The organism is Pseudomonas sp. AC247, from assembly GCF_979258015.1.
Window position 1 is genome coordinate 6263492 of the sequence record NZ_OZ409829.1, and the last position, 20168, is coordinate 6283659.

General features: G+C 60.6%; 17 protein-coding genes. 9 read left to right on the forward strand and 8 right to left on the reverse strand.

The window, feature by feature from the left end; translation table 11 throughout:
* Positions 1 to 70 precede the first annotated feature (70 nt).
* A complete protein-coding gene (gene rpoH / locus ACZZ0B_RS28395) occupies positions 71 to 925 on the forward strand; it encodes an RNA polymerase sigma factor RpoH (protein ID WP_007897890.1) in 855 nt (284 codons plus the stop codon).
* 83 nt (positions 926 to 1008) lie between these two features.
* Here the strand turns inward: rpoH and ACZZ0B_RS28400 are convergent, their stop codons facing one another.
* On the reverse strand, positions 1009 to 1632 hold the full coding sequence (locus tag ACZZ0B_RS28400; protein WP_463546775.1) for a C40 family peptidase: 624 nt from the start codon (positions 1630 to 1632) through the stop codon (positions 1009 to 1011).
* Between the two features lie 250 nt (positions 1633 to 1882).
* Here ACZZ0B_RS28400 and ACZZ0B_RS28405 point away from each other — a divergent pair, with 250 nt between their 5' ends.
* Positions 1883 to 2302: an NINE protein gene (locus tag ACZZ0B_RS28405; protein WP_008077835.1), complete on the forward strand. Its 420-nt coding sequence runs from the start codon at positions 1883 to 1885 to the stop codon at positions 2300 to 2302.
* A gap of 147 nt (positions 2303 to 2449) precedes the next feature.
* On the opposite strand, the gene ACZZ0B_RS28410 is transcribed toward ACZZ0B_RS28405, so the two are convergent.
* The 7 genes from ACZZ0B_RS28410 to gshB all read right to left on the reverse strand — a co-directional run bounded on the left by ACZZ0B_RS28410 (position 2450) and on the right by gshB (position 8565).
* On the reverse strand, positions 2450 to 3721 hold the full coding sequence (locus ACZZ0B_RS28410) for a dihydroorotase (protein WP_440095929.1): 1272 nt from the start codon (positions 3719 to 3721) through the stop codon (positions 2450 to 2452).
* Positions 3718 to 4722, reverse strand: a complete 1005-nt coding sequence (locus tag ACZZ0B_RS28415; protein ID WP_007913665.1) for an aspartate carbamoyltransferase catalytic subunit — start codon at positions 4720 to 4722, stop codon at positions 3718 to 3720. The genes ACZZ0B_RS28410 and ACZZ0B_RS28415 overlap by 4 nt, the downstream gene beginning before the upstream one ends.
* A 27-nt stretch (positions 4723 to 4749) precedes the next feature.
* Positions 4750 to 5256 (reverse strand): bifunctional pyr operon transcriptional regulator/uracil phosphoribosyltransferase PyrR, encoded by a 507-nt coding sequence (gene pyrR / locus ACZZ0B_RS28420; protein ID WP_122604421.1) that lies wholly within the window; start codon positions 5254 to 5256, stop codon positions 4750 to 4752.
* Positions 5257 to 5336: 80 nt separating this feature from the next.
* Positions 5337 to 5774, reverse strand: a complete 438-nt coding sequence (gene ruvX / locus ACZZ0B_RS28425) for a Holliday junction resolvase RuvX (protein WP_007913667.1) — start codon at positions 5772 to 5774, stop codon at positions 5337 to 5339.
* Positions 5774 to 6346, reverse strand: a complete 573-nt coding sequence (locus tag ACZZ0B_RS28430; RefSeq protein ID WP_008077846.1) for a YqgE/AlgH family protein — start codon at positions 6344 to 6346, stop codon at positions 5774 to 5776. The genes ruvX and ACZZ0B_RS28430 overlap by 1 nt, the downstream gene beginning before the upstream one ends.
* Before the next feature lie 240 nt (positions 6347 to 6586).
* Positions 6587 to 7486, reverse strand: coding sequence for an energy transducer TonB (locus ACZZ0B_RS28435; RefSeq protein WP_447787389.1), 900 nt, complete (start codon positions 7484 to 7486; stop codon positions 6587 to 6589).
* Positions 7487 to 7593: 107 nt separating this feature from the next.
* Positions 7594 to 8565: a glutathione synthase gene (gene gshB / locus ACZZ0B_RS28440; protein WP_463546776.1), complete on the reverse strand. Its 972-nt coding sequence runs from the start codon at positions 8563 to 8565 to the stop codon at positions 7594 to 7596.
* A 225-nt stretch (positions 8566 to 8790) separates the two neighbouring features.
* Here gshB and pilG point away from each other — a divergent pair, with 225 nt between their 5' ends.
* The 7 genes from pilG (at position 8791) to ACZZ0B_RS28475 (ending at position 19765) form a co-directional block, all read left to right on the forward strand.
* A complete protein-coding gene (pilG, locus tag ACZZ0B_RS28445) occupies positions 8791 to 9195 on the forward strand; it encodes a twitching motility response regulator PilG (protein ID WP_007913673.1) in 405 nt (134 codons plus the stop codon).
* A gap of 60 nt (positions 9196 to 9255) precedes the next feature.
* Positions 9256 to 9621, forward strand: a complete 366-nt coding sequence (pilH, locus tag ACZZ0B_RS28450) for a twitching motility response regulator PilH (protein WP_008084306.1) — start codon at positions 9256 to 9258, stop codon at positions 9619 to 9621.
* Between the two features lie 10 nt (positions 9622 to 9631).
* Positions 9632 to 10171 carry a chemotaxis protein CheW gene (locus tag ACZZ0B_RS28455; protein WP_007913675.1) on the forward strand — a complete coding sequence of 180 codons (540 nt, stop codon included), beginning with the start codon at positions 9632 to 9634 and terminating at the stop codon, positions 10169 to 10171.
* A 260-nt stretch (positions 10172 to 10431) separates the two neighbouring features.
* A complete protein-coding gene (locus ACZZ0B_RS28460; RefSeq protein ID WP_008084308.1) occupies positions 10432 to 12492 on the forward strand; it encodes a methyl-accepting chemotaxis protein in 2061 nt (686 codons plus the stop codon).
* Positions 12493 to 12503: 11 nt separating this feature from the next.
* The gene (locus ACZZ0B_RS28465) at positions 12504 to 18401 is read left to right on the forward strand and encodes a hybrid sensor histidine kinase/response regulator (protein WP_463546777.1); all 5898 of its coding nucleotides are present in this window, start codon (positions 12504 to 12506) and stop codon (positions 18399 to 18401) included.
* Entirely contained in the window at positions 18394 to 18864 is a 471-nt protein-coding gene (locus ACZZ0B_RS28470; RefSeq protein WP_463546778.1) for a chemotaxis protein CheW, read from the forward strand. Before ACZZ0B_RS28465 ends, ACZZ0B_RS28470 begins: the two co-directional genes overlap by 8 nt.
* A 535-nt stretch (positions 18865 to 19399) precedes the next feature.
* Positions 19400 to 19765 carry a DUF6124 family protein gene (locus tag ACZZ0B_RS28475; protein ID WP_440095925.1) on the forward strand — a complete coding sequence of 122 codons (366 nt, stop codon included), beginning with the start codon at positions 19400 to 19402 and terminating at the stop codon, positions 19763 to 19765.
* Positions 19766 to 20168: the final 403 nt, after the last annotated feature.

The following is a 20168-nucleotide window of genomic DNA, read 5'->3' on the forward strand; positions in this document are numbered from 1 at the left end:
GTACTTGAATTCCCGGTCAATTTTTCGCAGTGCCGAGAGGCACGAGTATGTAAGTGGGAGGTTTTTTCGTATGACCAATTCTTTGCAACCTGCGTATGCACTGGTTCCGGGCGCGAACCTGGAAGCCTATGTGCACACCGTCAACAGCATTCCATTGCTGACGCCGGAGCAGGAGCGTGAACTGGCCGAGAGTCTCTACTATGAGCAGGATTTGGGGGCGGCTCGGCAGATGGTGCTCGCCCACCTGCGTTTTGTCGTACACATTGCCCGTAGCTATTCCGGCTACGGTCTGGCTCAGGCTGACCTGATCCAGGAAGGTAACGTCGGCCTGATGAAGGCCGTGAAGCGCTTCAACCCGGAAATGGGTGTGCGCCTGGTGTCGTTCGCTGTGCACTGGATCAAGGCGGAAATTCACGAGTTCATCCTGCGCAACTGGCGCATTGTGAAAGTCGCGACCACCAAGGCCCAGCGCAAGCTGTTCTTCAACCTGCGCAGCCAGAAGAAACGTCTGGCGTGGCTGAACAACGAGGAAGTCCACCGTGTGGCGGAAAGCCTCGGCGTGGAGCCGCGTGAAGTGCGCGAGATGGAAAGTCGCCTGACCGGTCATGACATGGCCTTCGACCCGGCTGCTGAAGCCGACGACGACAGCGCTTTCCAGTCGCCGGCCAACTATCTGGAAGACCACCGGTACGACCCGGCGCGTCAACTGGAAGATGCCGACTGGAGCGACAACTCCAACCACAACCTGCACGAAGCGCTGGAAGTGCTGGACGACCGCAGCCGTGACATCCTCTACCAGCGCTGGCTGGCAGAAGAGAAGGCCACGCTGCATGACCTGGCGCAGAAGTACAACGTGTCGGCCGAGCGTATCCGTCAGCTCGAGAAGAGCGCGATGAACAAGCTCAAGTTGTCGATCGCCGCGTAACCGGTGAACAGGCAATAAAAAACGCCCCGATCAGCAATGATCGGGGCGTTTTCGTATGTGACGTTTCGTTCAGGCTGATCAGATCAGCGCTGAACCACGCGCAATTGCTTGCCGGCCGGTTCTTTCGGCAGTACGCGTTTGGCCACCACGTAGTGCTTTTCCCAGTACGGCTTGTTCAGGGTATCGATGCTCACCGACTTGCCGCGACGCGGCGCGTGGATGAAGCGGTCGTTGCCCAGATAGATCGCCACATGGTTGACGCGACGGCTCTTGATGTTGAAGAAGATCAGGTCGCCGGGCTTGAGGTCCTTGCGCTCAACCTTCTCGCCGTGACCGCTGGCCATGGCGTTAGAGGTACGTGGCAGGTCAAACGTGGCGTCGTTGAACGCATATTTGACCAGACCGCTGCAATCGAAGCCTTTACTTGGGCTGCTGCCGCCCCAACGATAAGGGGTACCGAGGACGTTCACCGCACGGCTCAGCACATTGCTGCTTTCCTTGCTCGCCATCGGTGGCACCAGCTTGCTGTGGCTCTTGCTGCTCAGCGTGGTGGTTTTGCTTTTGCTGCTTTTGCTCGAAGGAGCCGAAGCATGGGATTTAGGGGTGAAGCCGTTAACGTTAGGAAGACGTTGCTCACGATTGGTGGCGTGGGCGGCCAGTGGCATTAATAGGCAGATGGTTAGCCATGTCTTGAAAAATGGTCGCATTAGGCGTGGCTCTTAAGTGGTAGCGCGCAACTTTATAACAGCTTTTTTGTCTCTTCCGAGGCCGTTGGTCGATTCAACCAAGGGGTCAATTTCGCTCAACAAGCGGCAAATTGACTCAATTGTCGGACAGAACCCAAGCCCCACAAGGCTTTGCGCACGGTGTAACAGTGAAGAGCCACTTGTCGGCTCGACATAAAAAAGTCACAAAGATGCAGAAAATATTTATCTATCGAGGCAAACGAGGTCATTCATGAACCGCTATCAATCCCAGGATACGCACAGCAAGGTCATCGGTTACCTGTTGTGGATTTTAGGTTTCACCGGCGCTCACCGCTTCTACTACGGCAAGCCGGTGACCGGGACGATCTGGTTCTTCACCTTCGGTTTGTTGGGCATTGGCTGGCTGATCGACCTGTTCCTGATCCCAGCGATGGATCGTGAGGCGGATCTGCGCTTTACCGCTGGGCCGATCGAATACAACGTCGCGTGGATTCTGCTGACGTTCCTTGGCGTCTTCGGGGTGCACCGGATGTATCAGGGGAAATGGATCAGCGGGCTGGTGTATCTGCTCACGGGCGGGTTGTTCTTTATTGGCGTGCTGTATGACTTCTGGACGCTGAATGATCAGGTCTCGGTGCGTAACGCGCAGAATCGCGGCGCTTTCCAGTAACCTGTGGCGAGGGGATTTATCCCCGTTGGGCTGCGAAGCGGCCCTGAATCCGAGAACGCGGTGGAGATGATCCACCGCGTGCAACGGCTTCGCGACTGCTTCGCAGCCGAACGGGGATAAATCCCCTCGCCACAATATCCCTTGGTATCAAGCCTGGTGGCTGATCCGGCCATCCACCAAGGTGTAACGAACCACGCCTGGCAATGTATGCCCGATGAACGGGCAGTTCTCACCCTTCGACAGCCAGTTCTCACCGGCCACCGTCGAAGCCTGCGGGTCGAACAGCACGATATCCGCCGCCCCACCCACCGCCAGTTTGCCAGCCGGCAAACGCAACGCCTCGGCCGGGCCAGCGCTCAAACGCGCCAGCAACGTCGGCAGATCCAGCAAACCATCTTCAACCAGGGTCATCGCCAATGGCAGCAACAACTCAACACTGCTGATGCCCGGCTCGGTCGCGCCGAACGGTGCCAGTTTGGCGTCACGTTCGTGTGGCTGGTGATGGCTGGAAATCGCCGAGATCACCCCGGACTTCACTGCCGCACGCAAACCATCGCGATCCGCGCGCGTACGCAGCGGCGGTTGCACGTGGTACAGGCTGCTGAAGTCGATCAGCGCTTCATCGGTCAGAATCAACTGATACAACGCCACGTCCGCCGTCACCTTCAAGCCACGGGCCTGCGCCTGAGCAATCAGGGCAACGCCACGAGCGCTGGTCAACTGGCTGAAGTGCGCGCGCACGCCAGTCTGCTCGACCAGTAGCAGGTCGCGAGCCAAGGCCACAGTCTCAGCGGTTTCCGGAATCCCCGGCAGACCGAGGAAGCTGGCCACTGCGCCTTCGTGGGCGAGACCGCCCTCGGCCAAGTCATGATCCTGCGAGTTGAAAATCACCGTTAGATCAAACGTCGCCGCATATTCCAGCGCCCGGCACAGGGTGCGCGTATTGCGGAAGCTCTCCAGACCGTTGCCGAACGCCACACAACCAGCGTCGCGCAGCGCCACCAGCTCAGCCAGTTGCTCGCCGTCCAGACCTTTGCTCAGCGCGCCAATCGGGAACACCTTGGTGTTGCCGGCCTCACGGGCGCGATCGAGGATCAGCTCGGCGACAGCGGAGGTGTCGAGCACCGGTTTGGTTTTCGGCGGGCAGCACAGGCTGGTCACACCGCCAGCAGCGGCGGCGCGGGTTTCGCTGATGATCGAGCCTTTGCGGCTGTAGCCCGGCTCGCGCAGGGCAACGTTGAGGTCGACCAGGCCCGGAGCGGCGACAAGGCCTTGGGCGTCGATGGTTTCCACTGCCGTGAAACCCGCCGGGGCCGCGCCAAGGGCAACGATCTTGCAGGCTTCAACGTGAATGTCGGTGACTTGATCCAGGCCGCTGCTTGGATCGATGACGCGTGCGCCGAGAATGCTGAGCTTCACTGGGCGTTCTCCTGCTCGAATTGACGCTGCGCGGTTTGTCCGCTCATGGCCATGGACAGCACAGCCATACGAATTGCGATGCCGTAGGTGACCTGATTGAGGATCACTGAGTGCGGGCCGTCGGCCACTGCGGACTCGATTTCCACGCCACGGTTGATCGGCCCCGGGTGCATGACGATGCAATCGGGTTTGGCCCCGGCCAGGCGCGCGGTGGTCAGGCCGAACAGGCGGTAGAACTCGCCTTCGCTCGGCAGCAGGCCGCCGGTCATGCGTTCACGCTGCAGGCGCAGCATGATTACCACATCGACGTCCTTCAGGCCTTCGGTCATGTCGGTGTAAACCTTCACGCCGTATTGCTCGATGCCGATCGGCAGCAGGGTTTTCGGCGCGATCACGCGGATGTCCGGGCAGCCGAGGGTTTTCAGCGCGAGCATGTTCGAACGTGCAACCCGCGAGTGCAGGATGTCGCCGACGATGGCCACCGAGAGGTTTTCGAAACCGCCCTTGTGCCGACGGATGGTGAGCATGTCGAGCATGCCCTGCGTCGGGTGCGCGTGACGGCCGTCGCCGCCGTTGATGATCGCCACTTGCGGGCAAACATGTTCGGCGATGAAGTGCGCAGCGCCGGAATCACCGTGGCGCACGACGAACATGTCGGCGGCCATGGCTTCGAGGTTGCGCAGGGTATCGAGCAGGGTTTCGCCCTTGCTCGCCGACGAGGTCGACACGTTCAGGGTGATCACGTCCGCCGACAACCGCTGGGCCGCCAGTTCGAAGGTGGTGCGGGTGCGCGTGGAGTTCTCGAAGAACACGTTGCACACGGTCTTGCCGCGCAGCAACGGGACTTTCTTCACCGCCCGGGCACCGACTTCGAGGAACGAGTCGGCAGTGTCGAGGATTTCCGTCAACAACTCGCGGCGCAGGCCGTCGAGCGAGAGGAAGTGGCGCAGCTGGCCCTGATCATTGAGCTGCAGCGGGCGCTTGGTATCTAGAGGCGTCATCGCGAAGGGGACTCTCAATAGGGCGGATTAAAGGGACATGTCTTGCAGTTCGAGCGTCAACGGCTCGGGGCCGGACAGCTTTACCCGTTCGTGAGCCGCCAGCGACAAGGTCGCGCCGACCACGTTGGGGCGTATCGGCAGCTCGCCGGCGTCCAGATCCAGCAGGCAGACCAGGGTCACGCTGGCCGGGCGACCGTAGTCGAACAATTCATTCATGGCGGCGCGGATGGTGCGGCCGCTCATCAGTACGTCGTCGATCAGCACCAGATGCTGGCCTTCGATCTCGAAGGGCAGGGCGGACGGGCGCACTTGCGGGTGCAGGCCGTTCTGGCTGAAGTCGTCGCGGTAGAAGGAAACATCCAGCGTGCCCAGTGGCGCGTCGCTGCCCAATTCCTTGAGCAAGGCCTGTGCAACCCAGATGCCGCCGGTGCGAATGCCGATGTAACGCGGTTCAGTGATTTCACGCTGGGCAAGGTGCGCCTTGAGGCGGGTCGCCATCTGGCTGATCAGATCGGCGGGATTTGGCAGGCTCATGGTTGCTCCTTGTTAGGGGCGAGTCAGGTCCTTGGACGCGGCTCGGTTTTTCACTCAAAAGAAAAGCGCCGAAGCGCTTGTCAGGATTCAAACAATGCAGTGTTTTCATCGAGCCAGCCCTGCAACAGCAGAGCGGCGGCGATGGCGTCCACCGGGTTGTCGCGGTAACTGCCTTTTTGGCCGCCGCGCACCAGGCGCTCGCCTTTGGCCTCGAAGGTGGTCAGGCGCTCGTCGTGGGTATAGAAAGGCACGTTGAAGCGGCCGTTGAGGCGGCGGGCGAATTTCTCCGCGCGCAGGCACATTTCGCTGGGTGTGCCGTCCATGTTCAGCGGCAGGCCGACGACCACGGCGTCAGGTTTCCATTCCTTGAACAGCGCTTCGACCTGATTCCAGTCGGGAATGCCGTTTTGCGCTTTCAGGGTACACAGCTCGCGGGCCTGGCCGGTGATCACCTGGCCGACCGCGACGCCGATCTGTTTGGTGCCGTAGTCGAAGCCGAGAATCAGGCGCAGGGCCATCAGGCGTGACCTGCCTGGCTGGTCAGCAGGCTGAGGTTGATCCCCAAGTGCCTGGCCGCCGCTTCGAGACGCAGCTCGCTGCTGGTGTTGAAGAGGATGTCGGCGTCGTACGGGCAGGTCAGCCAGGCGTTGTCGGCCATTTCCGCTTCCAGTTGCCCGGCTTCCCAACCGGCGTAACCGAGGGCAATCAGGCTTTTCGCCGGGCCAACGCCGTCCGCGATGGCGAACAGCACATCCTGCGAGGTCGACAGGGCCAGATCGCCGTCCAGTTGCGCAGTGGCCTGGAAGGTCTTGCCCGCCGGATGCAGAACGAAACCGCGATCAGTCTGCACAGGGCCGCCGATGAAGATCGGCACGTGCTGGCACAGTGCTGGCGGGTCGATGTCCGGGCGCAGTTGCTCGAGAATGTCGGCCAGATTCAGCTCTTGCGGTCGATTGACCACAATCCCCATCGCGCCATTGGCCGTGTGCTCGACGATGTAGGTCAAGGTGTGGGCAAAGTTCGGGTCGGCCATGTGTGGCATGGCGATCAGGAATTGATGCTTGAGGTAGCTGGGGCTGACGTTTTTCATGTGCGCTAGTGTGGCGTTCGGGGGGCAAACTGACAAGCTGGAGATGCTGACAACAACACAGATCCCTTGTTGGAACCTGGCTTTGTGGCGAGGGGATTTATCCCCGATCGGCTGCGAAGCAGTCGCAAAACCATCACGCACGATGTGTCAGGCAGGTCATGTCAATGGATTCAGGGCCGCTGCGCGCCCCATCGGGGATAAATCCCCTCGCCACAATGAGTCTCATCGTCACTGAAATATTCAGTTGCTGGAGAGTTTGTCACCGCGAGCGAATTTCCAGGTACGGATGATTTCCAGGCGGTCGATATCGGACAAGTCCCCGGTAAACGGCGCAAACGGTGCCGCCAACCGAACAATGCGCTGCGCCGCCTGATCCAGCAGCGGCTGGCCGGAAGACTCCAGCACCAGCACTTCATACAGCGAACCGTCGCGGTTGATCGAGACCATCAGGCGCAAATTGCCGTAGATCTGCTTGCGCCGCGCTTCTTCGGGGTAATTGAGGTTGCCGATGCGCTCGACCTTCTTGCGCCAGTCATCTTTGTACCAGGCGCCCTTGTCGCGCATGGTCGACGCCGCGCTCAAGCGGTGAATACGCGGACGCTTGGCGTACAGCTGTTGTTCCTTGGCCAGTTCGGCTTCGAGGCTGGCGATGTCGCTGGACAGCTGCGAGCTGTCGAATTCCGGCGCATCAACCGTCGGTTTGATCTCGGTCTTGGTTTCTTCTTTCTTGGTCGGCGCCTTTTTCGGCTTTGGCGCGACGGTGGTCACCGCAGCCTTGGGCGCGGCTTCCTGCACTTCTGGCTTGGCGGCCGGTGGCGGGGTGACTTTCTTGACCTGATTGTCCTGGAACGGCGCCACCTCAGTGGTCTTGGGGATCGCCTTCTTGTCCAGCGTGCCGCTGCCTTCCTGATGCTCTTGAGCAAGAAAGTCAGCCTTCTCCGGCTTCTTTTCGCTTTTGAAGGTGGCGAGGGTGATTTCCAGGGTTTTGCTGATTTGCTTGGGCTCGACCATCGTGAAGCCGACGCCGAGCAGCAGCGCCAAATGAATCAGCGCTGCGAGAAACAGGGTAAATCCGAGGCGATCGGCCGGGCGCACGCCACGGTGGGCGAGTTCTGCGGGCAGATCGGACGGGAGGGTCATGACAAGAAAACCAACATCGCGTTTTTCAGAGGCTGCGCATGATAACGCAATGTTGGTTTCACGCCTTGGGCTTCACGCTTCAAGCGACAGACTGCATGTGACGTGCATCAAGCTTGCGGCAATTTGCCGGCGGCTTGCAGCTTCTTCTCGATAGCATCCATCAGCATGCCGCCGATATCAGTGCCAAAGGCATTGTCGATTTCACGGATGCAGGTCGGGCTGGTGACGTTGATTTCGGTGAGGCTTTCACCGATCACATCGAGGCCGACGAACAGCAGGCCTTTCTCACGCAAGGTCGGGCCGACCTGAGCAGCGATCCAGCGATCCTTTTCAGTCAGCGGGCGCGCTTCACCACGACCACCGGCCGCGAGGTTGCCACGGGTTTCGCCCTGCGCCGGAATCCGTGCCAGGCAGTAATCCACCGGCTCGCCGTCGATCATCAGGATGCGTTTGTCGCCGTCCTTGATTGCCGGCAGGTAAGCCTGGCCCATGATCTGCTGGCCACCGAGGGCGGTCAGGGTTTCGAGAATTACCGACAGGTTCGGATCGCCCGCACGGTGACGGAAGATCGAGGTGCCGCCCATGCCGTCCAGCGGCTTGAGGATCACGTCGCCGTGTTTCGCGGCGAACTCACGCAGCACGTCGGCGCGGCGGCTGACGATGGTCGGCGGCGTGCACTGCGGGAACAGCGTGGCGAACAGCTTTTCATTGCAGTCGCGCAGGCTCTGCGGCTTGTTCACCACCAGCACGCCAGCGGTTTCGGCCTGTTCGAGCAAGTAGGTGGAGTAGACGAACTCCATGTCGAACGGCGGATCCTTGCGCATCAGGATCACGTCCAGATCGCTCAGCAGGTTGTCCTGCTCGGCGTCCAGTTCGAACCATTTTTCCGGGTTGGCGAAGACTTTCAGCGGCTTCATGCGCGCCCGTGCCTGACCTTCGCCCTGATACAGGTCGCGCTGTTCCATATAGAACAGTTCCCAGCCACGCTTCTGCGCGGCCAGCAGCATGGCCAGCGAGCTATCCTTTTTATAGGAGATGCTGGCGATAGGGTCCATGACAATCCCGACGCGAACGCTCATTGGGTTTTCCTCGAAAATTGGCTACCGGATCGGTATTGAAAAAGTGCCGCCAGAGTGGCGCCGGGCGGGTTTTCGGTCAAGGAAAAACCCGTCGATAGATTGCATCTGGAGACTGTGCTAAAAAGGCTGCCAAGCCGTGCTGGCCCTTGAGCATCAAGGGTTTCCAGCCATTACTCATCGCAAAACGGACAATTTGATTCGCAAAGGCGACGGTAGAGCCCTCTTATGGAACAGCAGTCCAGCGCCTTGAAGGTCATGGTGATCGACGACTCGAAAACGATTCGTCGCACCGCCGAAACATTGTTGAAGAATGTCGGGTGCGAAGTGATTACGGCGATCGACGGTTTCGACGCTTTGGCGAAGATCGCCGACAACCATCCCGGGATCATTTTTGTCGACATCATGATGCCGCGTCTGGATGGTTATCAGACCTGCGCTTTAATCAAGAACAACAGCGCGTTCAAGGCCACGCCGGTGATCATGCTGTCGTCGCGCGACGGGCTGTTCGACAAGGCCAAGGGGCGGATTGTCGGATCTGATCAATTTTTGACCAAGCCTTTCAGCAAGGAAGAACTGCTCAACGCGATCCAGGCCCACGTTCCGGGCTTTGCCGCCGTTTTGCCGCAGTAAGACACGTACAGAGACGCTCGGCCAGCGGGCCGGGCGTCGACAAGAAAAATGGGGAAAACCATGGCACGTATCCTGATCGTCGATGATTCGCCGACTGAAATGTACAAACTCACCGGCATGCTCGAAAAGCACGGCCATGAAGTGCTCAAGGCTGAAAACGGCGCCGACGGCGTGGCCCTGGCCCGTCAGGAAAAACCCGACGCGGTATTGATGGACATCGTCATGCCCGGCCTCAACGGTTTTCAGGCGACCCGTCAGTTGACCAAGGATGCCGAGACCAGCCACATCCCGGTGATCATCATCACCACCAAGGATCAGGAAACCGACAAGGTCTGGGGTACGCGTCAGGGCGCCAAGGACTACCTGACCAAACCGGTCGACGAAGACACCCTGATCAAGACCCTGAACAACGTGCTCAAAGGCTGATCGCGCAACCATGAGCGAATCGCTGACCGCGTTCGAACTGCTCTGGCAAATCGACCAGCGCTGCCGCTTGCTGGCGGCAGATTTGCCGTCGCAACCGGCGCGTCAGGATCGCTGGAGCGGCATCGGCTTTCGCCTCGGCGAGCATTGGTATGTGGCGCCGATGGGTGAAGTCAGCGAAGTGCTGCACGAGCCGCGCTTCACTCAGTTGCCCGGGGTCAAGCCATGGGTCAAAGGGGTGGCTAACCTGCGTGGGCGGCTGCTGCCGATCATGGATCTATGCGGGTTCTTCGGGCATGAACTGTCGCCGTTGCGTAAACAGCGGCGAGTGTTGGTGGTCGAGCATGGCGATGTGTTTGCCGGTTTGATGGTCGATGAAGTTATTGGTCTGCAGCATTTCGAGCAGGACAGCTTCGAACCGATCTCGATCAGCAAGCGCCAGGGCTCCAAGGCCGAGTTCGTCAAAGGCTATTTTCGGCGCGAGCAGAACTGGCGGGTATTCAGCCTGTTTGCCCTGGCGAAATCCCCGGTGTTCATGAGCGTCGCAATCTAGTCGAAACAACAGAGAACCCATGTGGGAATGGGCCATGCAATGGTGGGATTCTGTGGCAAGGGAAACCTGTGGCGAGGGGATTTATCCCCGTTGGGTCGCGCAGCGGCCCCAAATCTGCAACGCCTGACCATCGTCAGCGCATGCAAAATTTTGCGACTGCTTCGCAGCCGAACGGGGATAAATCCCCTCGCCACAAAAGCTCCACTTCACAAGGCTATCTCCCACAGGTTGTTCGATGAGCTTCAAACAGGCGAGGACCGATGATAAAAGCAAAAACAGGCAAGCCGGCGGAAGGATCGCGCAGTCGCTCGCAGATCATCGTGCTGTTCATCGCACTGATCGTGTTCATCATGCTGCTGTTCGCCAACTTCGCTTACCTCAACACCCAGGCGAACTACGACAAACAGTACATCGGTCACGCCGGTGAGCTGCGCGTGCTCTCGCAACGCATCGCCAAGAACGCCACCGAAGCCGCCGCCGGCAAGGCGGCCGCGTTCAAGCTGCTCAGCGATGCGCGCAACGATTTCGCCCAGCGCTGGGGTTACCTGAAAAAGGGCGACCCGGTTACCGGCCTGCCTCCAGCGCCGGCCACCGTGCGCCCGGAAATGCGCGCCGTGCAGCTCGACTGGGAACGCCTGCTGAAAAACACCGACGCGATTCTCTCCAGCGAACAGACTGTGCTGTCGCTGCATCAGGTCGCCGCGACCCTGGCCGAAACCGTGCCGCAGTTGCAGATCGAATACGAAAAAGTCGTCGAAATCCTCCTCCAGCGCGGTGCTCCGGCGGCACAAGTGGCGATGGCCCAGCGCCAATCGCTGCTGGCTGAACGCATCCTCGGCGCGGTCAACACCGTGCTCGCCGGCGACGAAAACTCGCAGCAAGCCGCCGATGCCTTTGGCCGCGATGCCACGCGTTTTGGCCAAGTGCTCAACGGCATGCTGCAAGGCAACCCGGCGCTGAAAATCAGCCAGGTCGAAGACCGTGACGCCCGTGCCCGTTTGAGCGAGATTTCCGAGCTGTTCCAGTTCGTTTCCGGCTCGGTGGATGAAATCCTCGAAACCTCGCCAGAGCTGTTCAAGGTTCGCGAGTCGGCCAGCAACATCTTCAGCCTCTCGCAAACCCTGCTCGACGAAGCCTCGCACCTGGCCACCGGTTTCGAAAACCTTGCCGGCGGGCGCAACACCGACACCATCGGCGGCTACGTCCTTGGTTTGCTGGCGCTGGCATCGATCATCCTCATCGGTCTGGTGATGGTTCGGGAAACCAATCGCCAGTTACGCGAAACCGCCGAGAAGAACGAGCGCAACCAGAACGCGATCATGCGTCTGCTCGACGAGATCGAAGATCTCGCTGACGGTGACCTCACGGTGACCGCCTCGGTGACTGAGGACTTCACCGGCACCATCGCCGACTCGATCAATTACTCCGTCGACCAACTGCGTGATCTGGTCGCGACCATCAATCTCACCGCCGGCCAGGTCGCTGCTGCGGTGCAGGAAACCCAGGCCACTGCGATGCACCTGGCGCAAGCCTCGGAGCATCAGGCCCAGCAGATCTCCGAAGCCTCGACGGCGATCAGCGACATGGCTGAATCCATCGATCAGGTCTCGGCCAACGCCGCCGAGTCTTCAGCGGTAGCCGAGCGTTCCGTGGAAATTGCCAACAAGGGCAACGAGGTGGTGCACAACACCATCCACGGCATGGACAATATTCGCGAACAGATTCAGGACACCGCCAAACGCATCAAGCGCCTCGGCGAGTCGTCGCAGGAAATCGGCGACATCGTCAGCCTGATCGACGACATCGCCGACCAGACCAACATCCTTGCCCTCAACGCCGCGATTCAGGCGTCGATGGCCGGTGATGCCGGGCGCGGTTTTGCCGTGGTTGCCGACGAAGTGCAACGGCTGGCCGAACGCTCGTCCGCTGCCACCCGGCAGATCGAAACCTTGGTGCGGGCGATCCAGACCGATACCAACGAAGCCGTTATTTCCATGGAGCAAACCACCACCGAAGTGGTGCGCGGCGCGCGACTGGCGCAGGATGCCGGTGTGGCCCTGGAAGAAATCGAAGGCGTGTCGAAGACCCTCGCGGCGCTGATTCAAAGCATCTCCAACGCGGCGCAGCAGCAGACCTCGTCAGCCGGGCAGATCTCGCTGACGATGAACGTGATCCAGCAGATCACCTCGCAGACTTCGTCCGGCTCCACGGCCACCGCCGAAAGCATCGGCAACCTGGCGAAAATGGCCAGCCAGCTGCGCCGTTCGGTGTCCGGATTCACCTTGCCGGCAGCGTCCGCGCCGGCGACGGATAAAGTGTGATCGGAGCGGTTATGGGTGATCGGCACGACTATGTGGCCCTCGAATGGGTCAAGGGCGAAATTGCCGAAACGCTGAAGCAGGCGCATCAGGCGATTGAAGCCGTGCTCGATGATCCGCAGGCCTTTCCCGGGCTGGACGAGTGCCTGGATTACATCCATCAGGTCCACGGCAGCCTGCAGATGGTCGAGTTCTACGGCGCAGCGTTGCTCGCCGAAGAGATGGAACATCTGGTCGAAGCCCTGCAGCACGAGCGCGTCAGCCACCGCGACGAAGCGCTGCACTTGTTGCTGCAAGCCCTTGGGCAATTGCCGATCTACCTTGACCGCGTGCAGAGCGCCCGCCGAGATCTGCCGTTGGTGGTGCTGCCGCTGATCAACGATCTGCGCAGCGCCCGGGGCGAAAGCCTGCTCTCGGAAACCAGCCTGTTCAGCCCGCAACTGCCCGAACTGCCGCCCTTGAGCGCTGATGCGCTGGCACTGCTAGAGCCAGCAGAGTTGCCGAACGTGCTACGCAAATTACGCCAGATGCTGCAAATGGCTTTGGTCGGTTTGCTCCGTGAACAGGATGACCAGACGCATCTCGACTATCTGGCGAAAGTCTTTACTCGCCTCGAAGCGCTGAGCGGCGATTCACCCCTGAGCCCACTTTGGCAGGTCGCTTCGGCGCTGGTCGAAGGCATGCGCGAAGGCGTGATCGCCAACAGCCCGGCGCTGCGTAGCCTGTTCAAGGACGCCGACAAAGAGCTCAAGCGCCTGCTCGAACAAGGTCTGTCCGGCCTCAATCAGCCGGCACCGGCGGAGCTGCTGAAAAGCCTGTTGTTCTATATTGCCAAAGCCGAACATCCCACCGGGCAGATGCTGACCATGAAAGATCGCTACTCGCTGGACGACGCGTTGCCCGACAGCGCGATGGTCGACGAAGAACGCGCGCGCCTGGCCGGCCCCGACCGCGATGCGATGCGCTCGGTGCTGGCAGCTCTGTGCGAAGAACTGGTGCGGGTCAAGGAACGCCTCGACCTGTTCGTGCGCAGCGACCGTCAGCACACCTCGGATCTGGAGAGTTTGCTGGCGCCGTTGCGGCAGATCGCCGACACCCTCGCCGTGCTCGGTTTCGGCCAGCCGCGCAAAGTCATCATCGATCAATTGGCCGTGGTGCTCAGCCTTGCCCAGGGCCAGCGTGAACCGAACGACGCGATCCTGATGGACGTCGCCGGCGCCTTGCTCTACGTCGAAGCGACGCTGGCCGGCATGGTCGGCACCGTCGAGCCGGAAAGCCCGGAAGACGCGCGCCTGCCGACCACCGACCTGACGCAGATTCATCAGATCGTGATCAAGGAAGCACGCATCTGTCTGCAACAGGCCAAGGACATGATCGTCGACTACATCGACGCCGATTGGGATCGCCAGCACCTGCAAGCGTTGCCGGCGCTGCTGACTCAGGTGCGCGGTGCGCTGGCGATGATTCCGCTCAGCCGGGCGGCGAGTCTGGTCGAAGCGTGCAACGGGTTTATCCGCGAACATTTGCTGCTCGATCCGCACGAGCCCGGTTGGGAGCAGCTCGATCATCTGGCCGACGTCATCAGCAGCCTCGAGTATTACCTCGAACGCTTGAGCGATGACCCACAGGCTCCGGGCGAACAATTGCTGGACGTCGCGCAGAAGTCCCTCGCCAGTCTGGGTTTTTTTCCAAATGAGCCGCACGTGCCGGTGCTCGAAGACGTGCTCAGCCCCAGCGAAGCGCTGGTGATGCAGGACATGCAGGCGCTCGATGATCCGGAAACCGTACAGTCGCTGGCCGACGTTCTGGCCAGCCCGGTTTCAGCGCTCAACCCGCCGGCATTGAGCACGCCCGGCAGCCTGATGCCGCCGCCGGCCGATGAAGAACCGGTCGACGATGAGCTGCGCGAAGTGTTCCTCGAAGAGACCGACGAGGTGCTCGAAGTCCTCCACGAATACTTGCCGCGCTGGATCGCCAATTCGCAGGATCGCGATGCGCTGACCGAGCTGCGTCGCGCCTTCCACACCCTCAAGGGCAGCGGGCGCATGGTCCGCGCGCTGATTCTCGGTGAACTGGCGTGGTCGGTGGAAAACCTGCTCAACCGTGTGCTCGAACAAAGTGTCGAGCCGGGCTCGGTGGTGCAGCAAGTGCTGACCGACACCGTGCTGTTGCTGCCCGAACTGATCAGCGAATTCGCCACCAACAGCCAACGGCAGCGCAGCGATGTCGATCAACTCGCTGCCCGTGCTCACGCCTTGGCCAAGGGGGACGAACCGCTGGCTGCCGAAGACGTCGACGATGTCGCGGCGCTCGATCCGCTGCTGCTGGAAATCTTCCGCAAAGAAGCCGAGACCCACCTCGCCAGCCTCAATCGCTTTCTCGATCAAGCCGCCGAGCATGTGCCGCTACAGGCCAGCGATGAATTGCAGCGCGCCCTGCACACGCTCAAGGGCAGTGCGTCGATGGCCGGCGTATTGCCGATTGCCGAACTCGCGGCACCGCTCGATCAACTGGCCCGCGAGTTCAAGGCGCACCAGTTGCCGCTGGACCTCGACGAAGTGGAGTTGCTACTTGAAGCCGAGGGCCTGTTCCGCGTCGGTCTGCGTCAGCTCAAGCATGATCCGCTGGCGCCGATTGTCGGTGCGCAGTCGCTGATCAAACGCTCGGAAACCCTGCTCGCCGAGCGTCTGGCGTCGATCCTCGATGCGCCGCACACCGGCCTGCGGATCAAGCGCGATCCGCAACTGATCAATAACTTCCTCGCCCAGGGCATGGATATCCTGCTCGACGCCGAAAGCCTGTTGCAGCGCTGGCAGCAACACCCCGGCGAGCGTCAGGAACTCAGCGCCTTGCTGGATGAGCTGACCACCCTCGGCGAAGGCGCGCACATGGCCGATCTGCTGCCGGTCGACGTGCTGTGTGAAGCCTTGCTCGACCTCTATGGCGCCGTGGAAGAAAGCAGCCTGGCGGTCAGTGAACGGTTTTTCCAGGAAGCGCAGAACGCTCACGAAGCGCTGATCAACATGCTCGACGAACTGGCTGCCGGTCAGGAAGTCACGCCGCAGCCAGAACGGATTCGGGCCCTGCATGATCTGCTCGATGAAAGCCTCGACCCTTCGTCGATGGGCCTGATTCGCAGCGACGGCAGCCGCACCCTGAGCATCCGTGAACTGGGCAGCGCCACCGCCGAGTTGCAGCAAAAGGCAACGGCGCTTGAACCCGATGACGAGATTGTCGAGATCTTCCTTGAAGAGGCCGTGGACATTCTCGACAGCTCAGGCCAAGCCTTGCAGCGCTGGCTGAGCGACCCGGACAACGTTGCGCCGCTGTCCTCGTTGCAGCGCGATTTGCATACGCTCAAGGGTGGCGCGCGGATGGCCGAAGTCGAGGCCATCGGCGATCTGGCACAGGAGCTGGAAAGCCTTTACGAAGGGCTGGTCGATCGTCGTTACAGCTACAGCGAAACCTTGGGACGCTTGCTGCTCAAGAGTCATGACCGCTTGGCGTTGATGCTTGATCAGCTGCAAAACCATCAGCCGCTGACGCCGGCACAGGAACTGATCGAAACGATCCGTCAGGTCCGCCAAGGCCAAAACGTTGCCGAAACGCCGCCAGCAATAACCGAGCACGACAGCGCCGGTCACGACCCGGAGCTGCTGGAAATCTTCCTCGAAGAAGGTTTCGACATCATCGAAAATTCCGGCGCCGCGCTGCTGCGCTGGCAGGCCGAGCCGGGCAATCGCCAGGAAGTGGAAACCCTGCTGCGCGATCTGCACACACTCAAGGGTGGCGCGCGGATGGTCGAGATCGGCCCGATCGGCGACCTCGCGCATGAGCTGGAATACCTTTACGAAAGTCTTTCCAGCGGCGCTTTGCAGCCGTCGGCGGAACTGTTTGCGCTGGTGCAACGTGGGCATGATCGCTTGGCGCAAATGCTCGATGGCGTGCGCGCCGGGCAACCGTGCCCGCCGGCGGATCGGTTGATCAATGCGATCCAGAATTTCAGTCATCCGGTAACGGTAGTAAAGCCGCCAGTGCCACCTGTGCAGGTCAAGACTGACGCGGCACCGCCGGCTGCCGAGGCTGGCGCGGACATGGTCAAAGTCTCCGCCGAACTGCTCGACGAGTTGGTCAATCTGGCCGGGGAAACCTCGATCTTCCGTGGCCGTATTGAACAGCAGGTCAACGACGCACAGATCGCCCTGAACGAGATGGAAACCACGATCGAGCGCATGCGCGATCAGCTGCGCCGCCTCGACACGGAAACCCAAGGGCGGATTCTCAGCCGCCAGCAAGTCGACGCCGAACGCCTCGGTTACGAAGAGTTCGACCCGCTGGAAATGGACCGCCATTCGCAATTGCAGCAATTGTCGCGGGCGCTGTTCGAATCGGCATCCGACTTGCTCGACCTCAAGGAAACCCTCGACCGCCGTAACCACGACGCCGAGAACCTGTTGCAGCAACAGGGCCGCATCAACACCGAATTGCAGGAAGGCCTGATGCGTACGCGCATGGTGCCGTTCGAGCGCATGTTGCCGCGCCTGAAACGCATCGTTCGCCAAGTCGCTGAAGAGCTGAATAAAGATGTCGCGTTTGTCGTCGGCAACGCTGAAGGCGAGATGGATCGCAACGTGCTGGAGCGTATGGCGGCGCCGCTGGAACACATGCTGCGCAACGCCGTCGACCACGGTCTGGAGTCCGCCGAAGTGCGGCTGGCGGCGGGTAAACCGGCGCAAGGGCAGATCAGCCTCGACCTGTCCCGCGAGGGCGGCGACATCGTTTTCGATATTCGCGACGACGGTGCCGGGGTGCCTCTGGAAGCCGTGCGCAAGAAGGCAATCAAGCGCGGCATGCTCGCGCCGGAAGCCGAGATCAGCGACCGCGACGTGTTGCAGTTCATCCTTCAACCGGGGTTTTCCACAGCGGAAAAGATTACGCAGATTTCCGGGCGCGGCGTCGGCATGGACGTGGTGCATGAAGAGGTGCGGCAACTGGGCGGCAGCATGAGCATTGATTCGGTGCCGGGGCAGGGCGTGCATTTCCGCATTCGTCTGCCGTTCACCGTGTCGGTCAACCGTGCGCTGATGGTGCAGTGTGGCGAGGATCAATACGCGATTCCGCTGAACACCATCGAAGGCATTGTTCGCGTGTTGCCGAATGATCTTGAAGCGCACTTCCGCGTTGATCCGCCGCGCTACCAATACGGCGGCCAGACCTATGAACTGTGCTATCTCGGCGAACTGCTGAAAACCGCGCCACGACCGAAATTGCTGGGGCAGAACCTGCCGTTGCCGGTGCTGCTGGTGCATTACAACGACCGGCGCATCGCCGTGCAGGTCGACACCATGGCCGGCACTCGCGAGATCGTGGTCAAGAGCCTTGGCGCGCAATTCGCGGCAGTGCAAGGCGTGTCCGGAGCAACGATTCTCGGCGATGGCCGGGTGGTGCTGATTCTCGATTTGCTTGCGCCGATTCGGGCGATGCAAGCGCGGGTTGCGCAGACACCGACGCTGCCGGAGATCGACAGCGAACCGCACAAGCCGCTGCTGGTGATGGTGGTCGACGACTCGGTCACCGTGCGCAAGGTCACCAGCCGTTTGCTCGAGCGCCACGGCATGACCGTGCTGACCGCCAAGGACGGTGTCGACGCCATGCTGCTGCTCGAAGAGCACATGCCCGACCTGATGCTGCTCGACATCGAAATGCCGCGCATGGACGGCTTCGAAGTCGCTACCCAGGTGCGCAACGACGAGCGCCTGCAACACCTGCCGATCATCATGATCACCTCACGCACCGGCCAGAAACACCGCGACCGCGCCATGGCCATCGGCGTCAACGACTACCTCGGCAAGCCGTATCAAGAGTCGGTGCTGCTTGAAAGCATTGCCCAGTGGAGCAAGAAACATGCATGAACGCCGGCATAATCAGCGCACCAGTCAGCTGACCGGGCTATTGCTGCCGCTGGCGGATCGCAATTTGATCCTGCCTAACGTCGCTGTTGCTGAATTGATCGATTATCAGGCCAGCGCCTTCGATCTGGACACGCCGCCGTGGTATCTGGGGCGAGTGAAGTGGCGCGAGCGGCAGATTCCTCTGCTGAGTTTTGAGTCTGCGTGCGGGCAGAAAATTGTCATTGGTGAGCGCGCGCGGATTGTCATCCTCAATGCCCTCGGCGGGTTGCCGGAGTTGAAGTTCATTGCGCTGCTGGTGCAGGGGATTCCGCGTTCGTACAAGCTCGACAGTCAGTTGAGTTATGTCGATGTGCCGTTGTGTGCGTTGGAGCAGGCGGCGGTGCAGGTCGGGGAGCAGGTGGCGAAGGTGCCGGATTTGTTGGGGTTGGAGAAGTTGTTGGTGGAGGCTGGGCTGGTCTTCTGATTTGATCGTTCCCACGCTCCGCGTGGGAATGCAGCCCGGGACGCTCCGCGTCCCAGAAAGCCGAACGCAGAGCGTCCGTTGAGGCATTCCCACGCAGAGCGTGGGAACGATCATCGGCGGGCTGATCCAGTTTCTTCACCAAAATCCTACAGGTAAATTCCCGATTTCTGTCATGCCTTAAACACTTTCCGGCACATCTGTTTAAAGACACCCGGTGTTACGGCTCCCTGGACTACAAATCCTTGCGCCGCTGCCTACGCATGTACCAGAATCCGCCGGCTTGTGCGCCTTTGGCTGGCTGCGTAACGTGGATTGGGTCACTGATTCCCAGTGATCGGGTTTAGCAGCCCGGCTAGTTGTCCGGTCGTACGAGTCTCATCCAGTCAGGCAATCGCCTGCACTTGATGGTGGCTGTGCGCATGGCACCTTCGGGTGCGCCGGGTTTGGGTGACTACCGGTCTGCTAACTTGCGCACAGCTGCCTCCCTATCGTTTAGCAGCGGGATGGTCGCAGCCTCATCAGAGGAAAGTCATCCATGTTCAAAGTAACGCCTAACCCGCCGCCCACCGACCCGGCATCCCCCTACGAATCCCCCGATTCGAAGAAATTCCACGAAGCCGCCGAACGCGCCCTCGACCATTACCTCGGCCCGACCAACGCCGACCTCATGGCCACGCCCTACACCCCGAACACGCTGTACATGGCCAACCCCAATGCCGACACCGAATCCCTGCTGACCGACGCCAGCGAAACCCTCGGCTCGGCCACGGTGATGCTCAACAATCACGCAGCCATGGTTGAAGGCACGCACCGCAAGACCCTGCAGGGTATTGCGCAAGTGGTGATGGTGGCGGAAATGGCCGTCAATCGCGTGTTGGACAGATTGGTGCCGACTGACTGATTAATGCGTCGACCCATGCGACGCCATCGCGAGCAGGCTCACTCCTACAGTTGGAATACGTCCCCTGTAGGAGCTGCGGCACGCTGCGATCTTTTGATGTTGATCCTGAAGATCAAAAGATCGCAGCCTCGTTTCACTCGACAGCTCCTACAGGAATTGGATATGGAATGCGTTCTCCTGTAGGAGCTGCGGCACGCTGCGATCTTTTGATGTTGATCCTGAAGATCAAAAGATCGCAGCCTCGTTTCAATCGACAGCTCCTACAGGAATTGGATATGGAATGCGTTCTCCTGTAGGAGCTGCGGCACGCTGCGATCTTTTGATGTTGATGCTGAAGATCAAAAGATCGCAGCCTCGTTTCACTCGACAGCTCCTACTCGCGAAGGCGTCGGCGAACGTTACG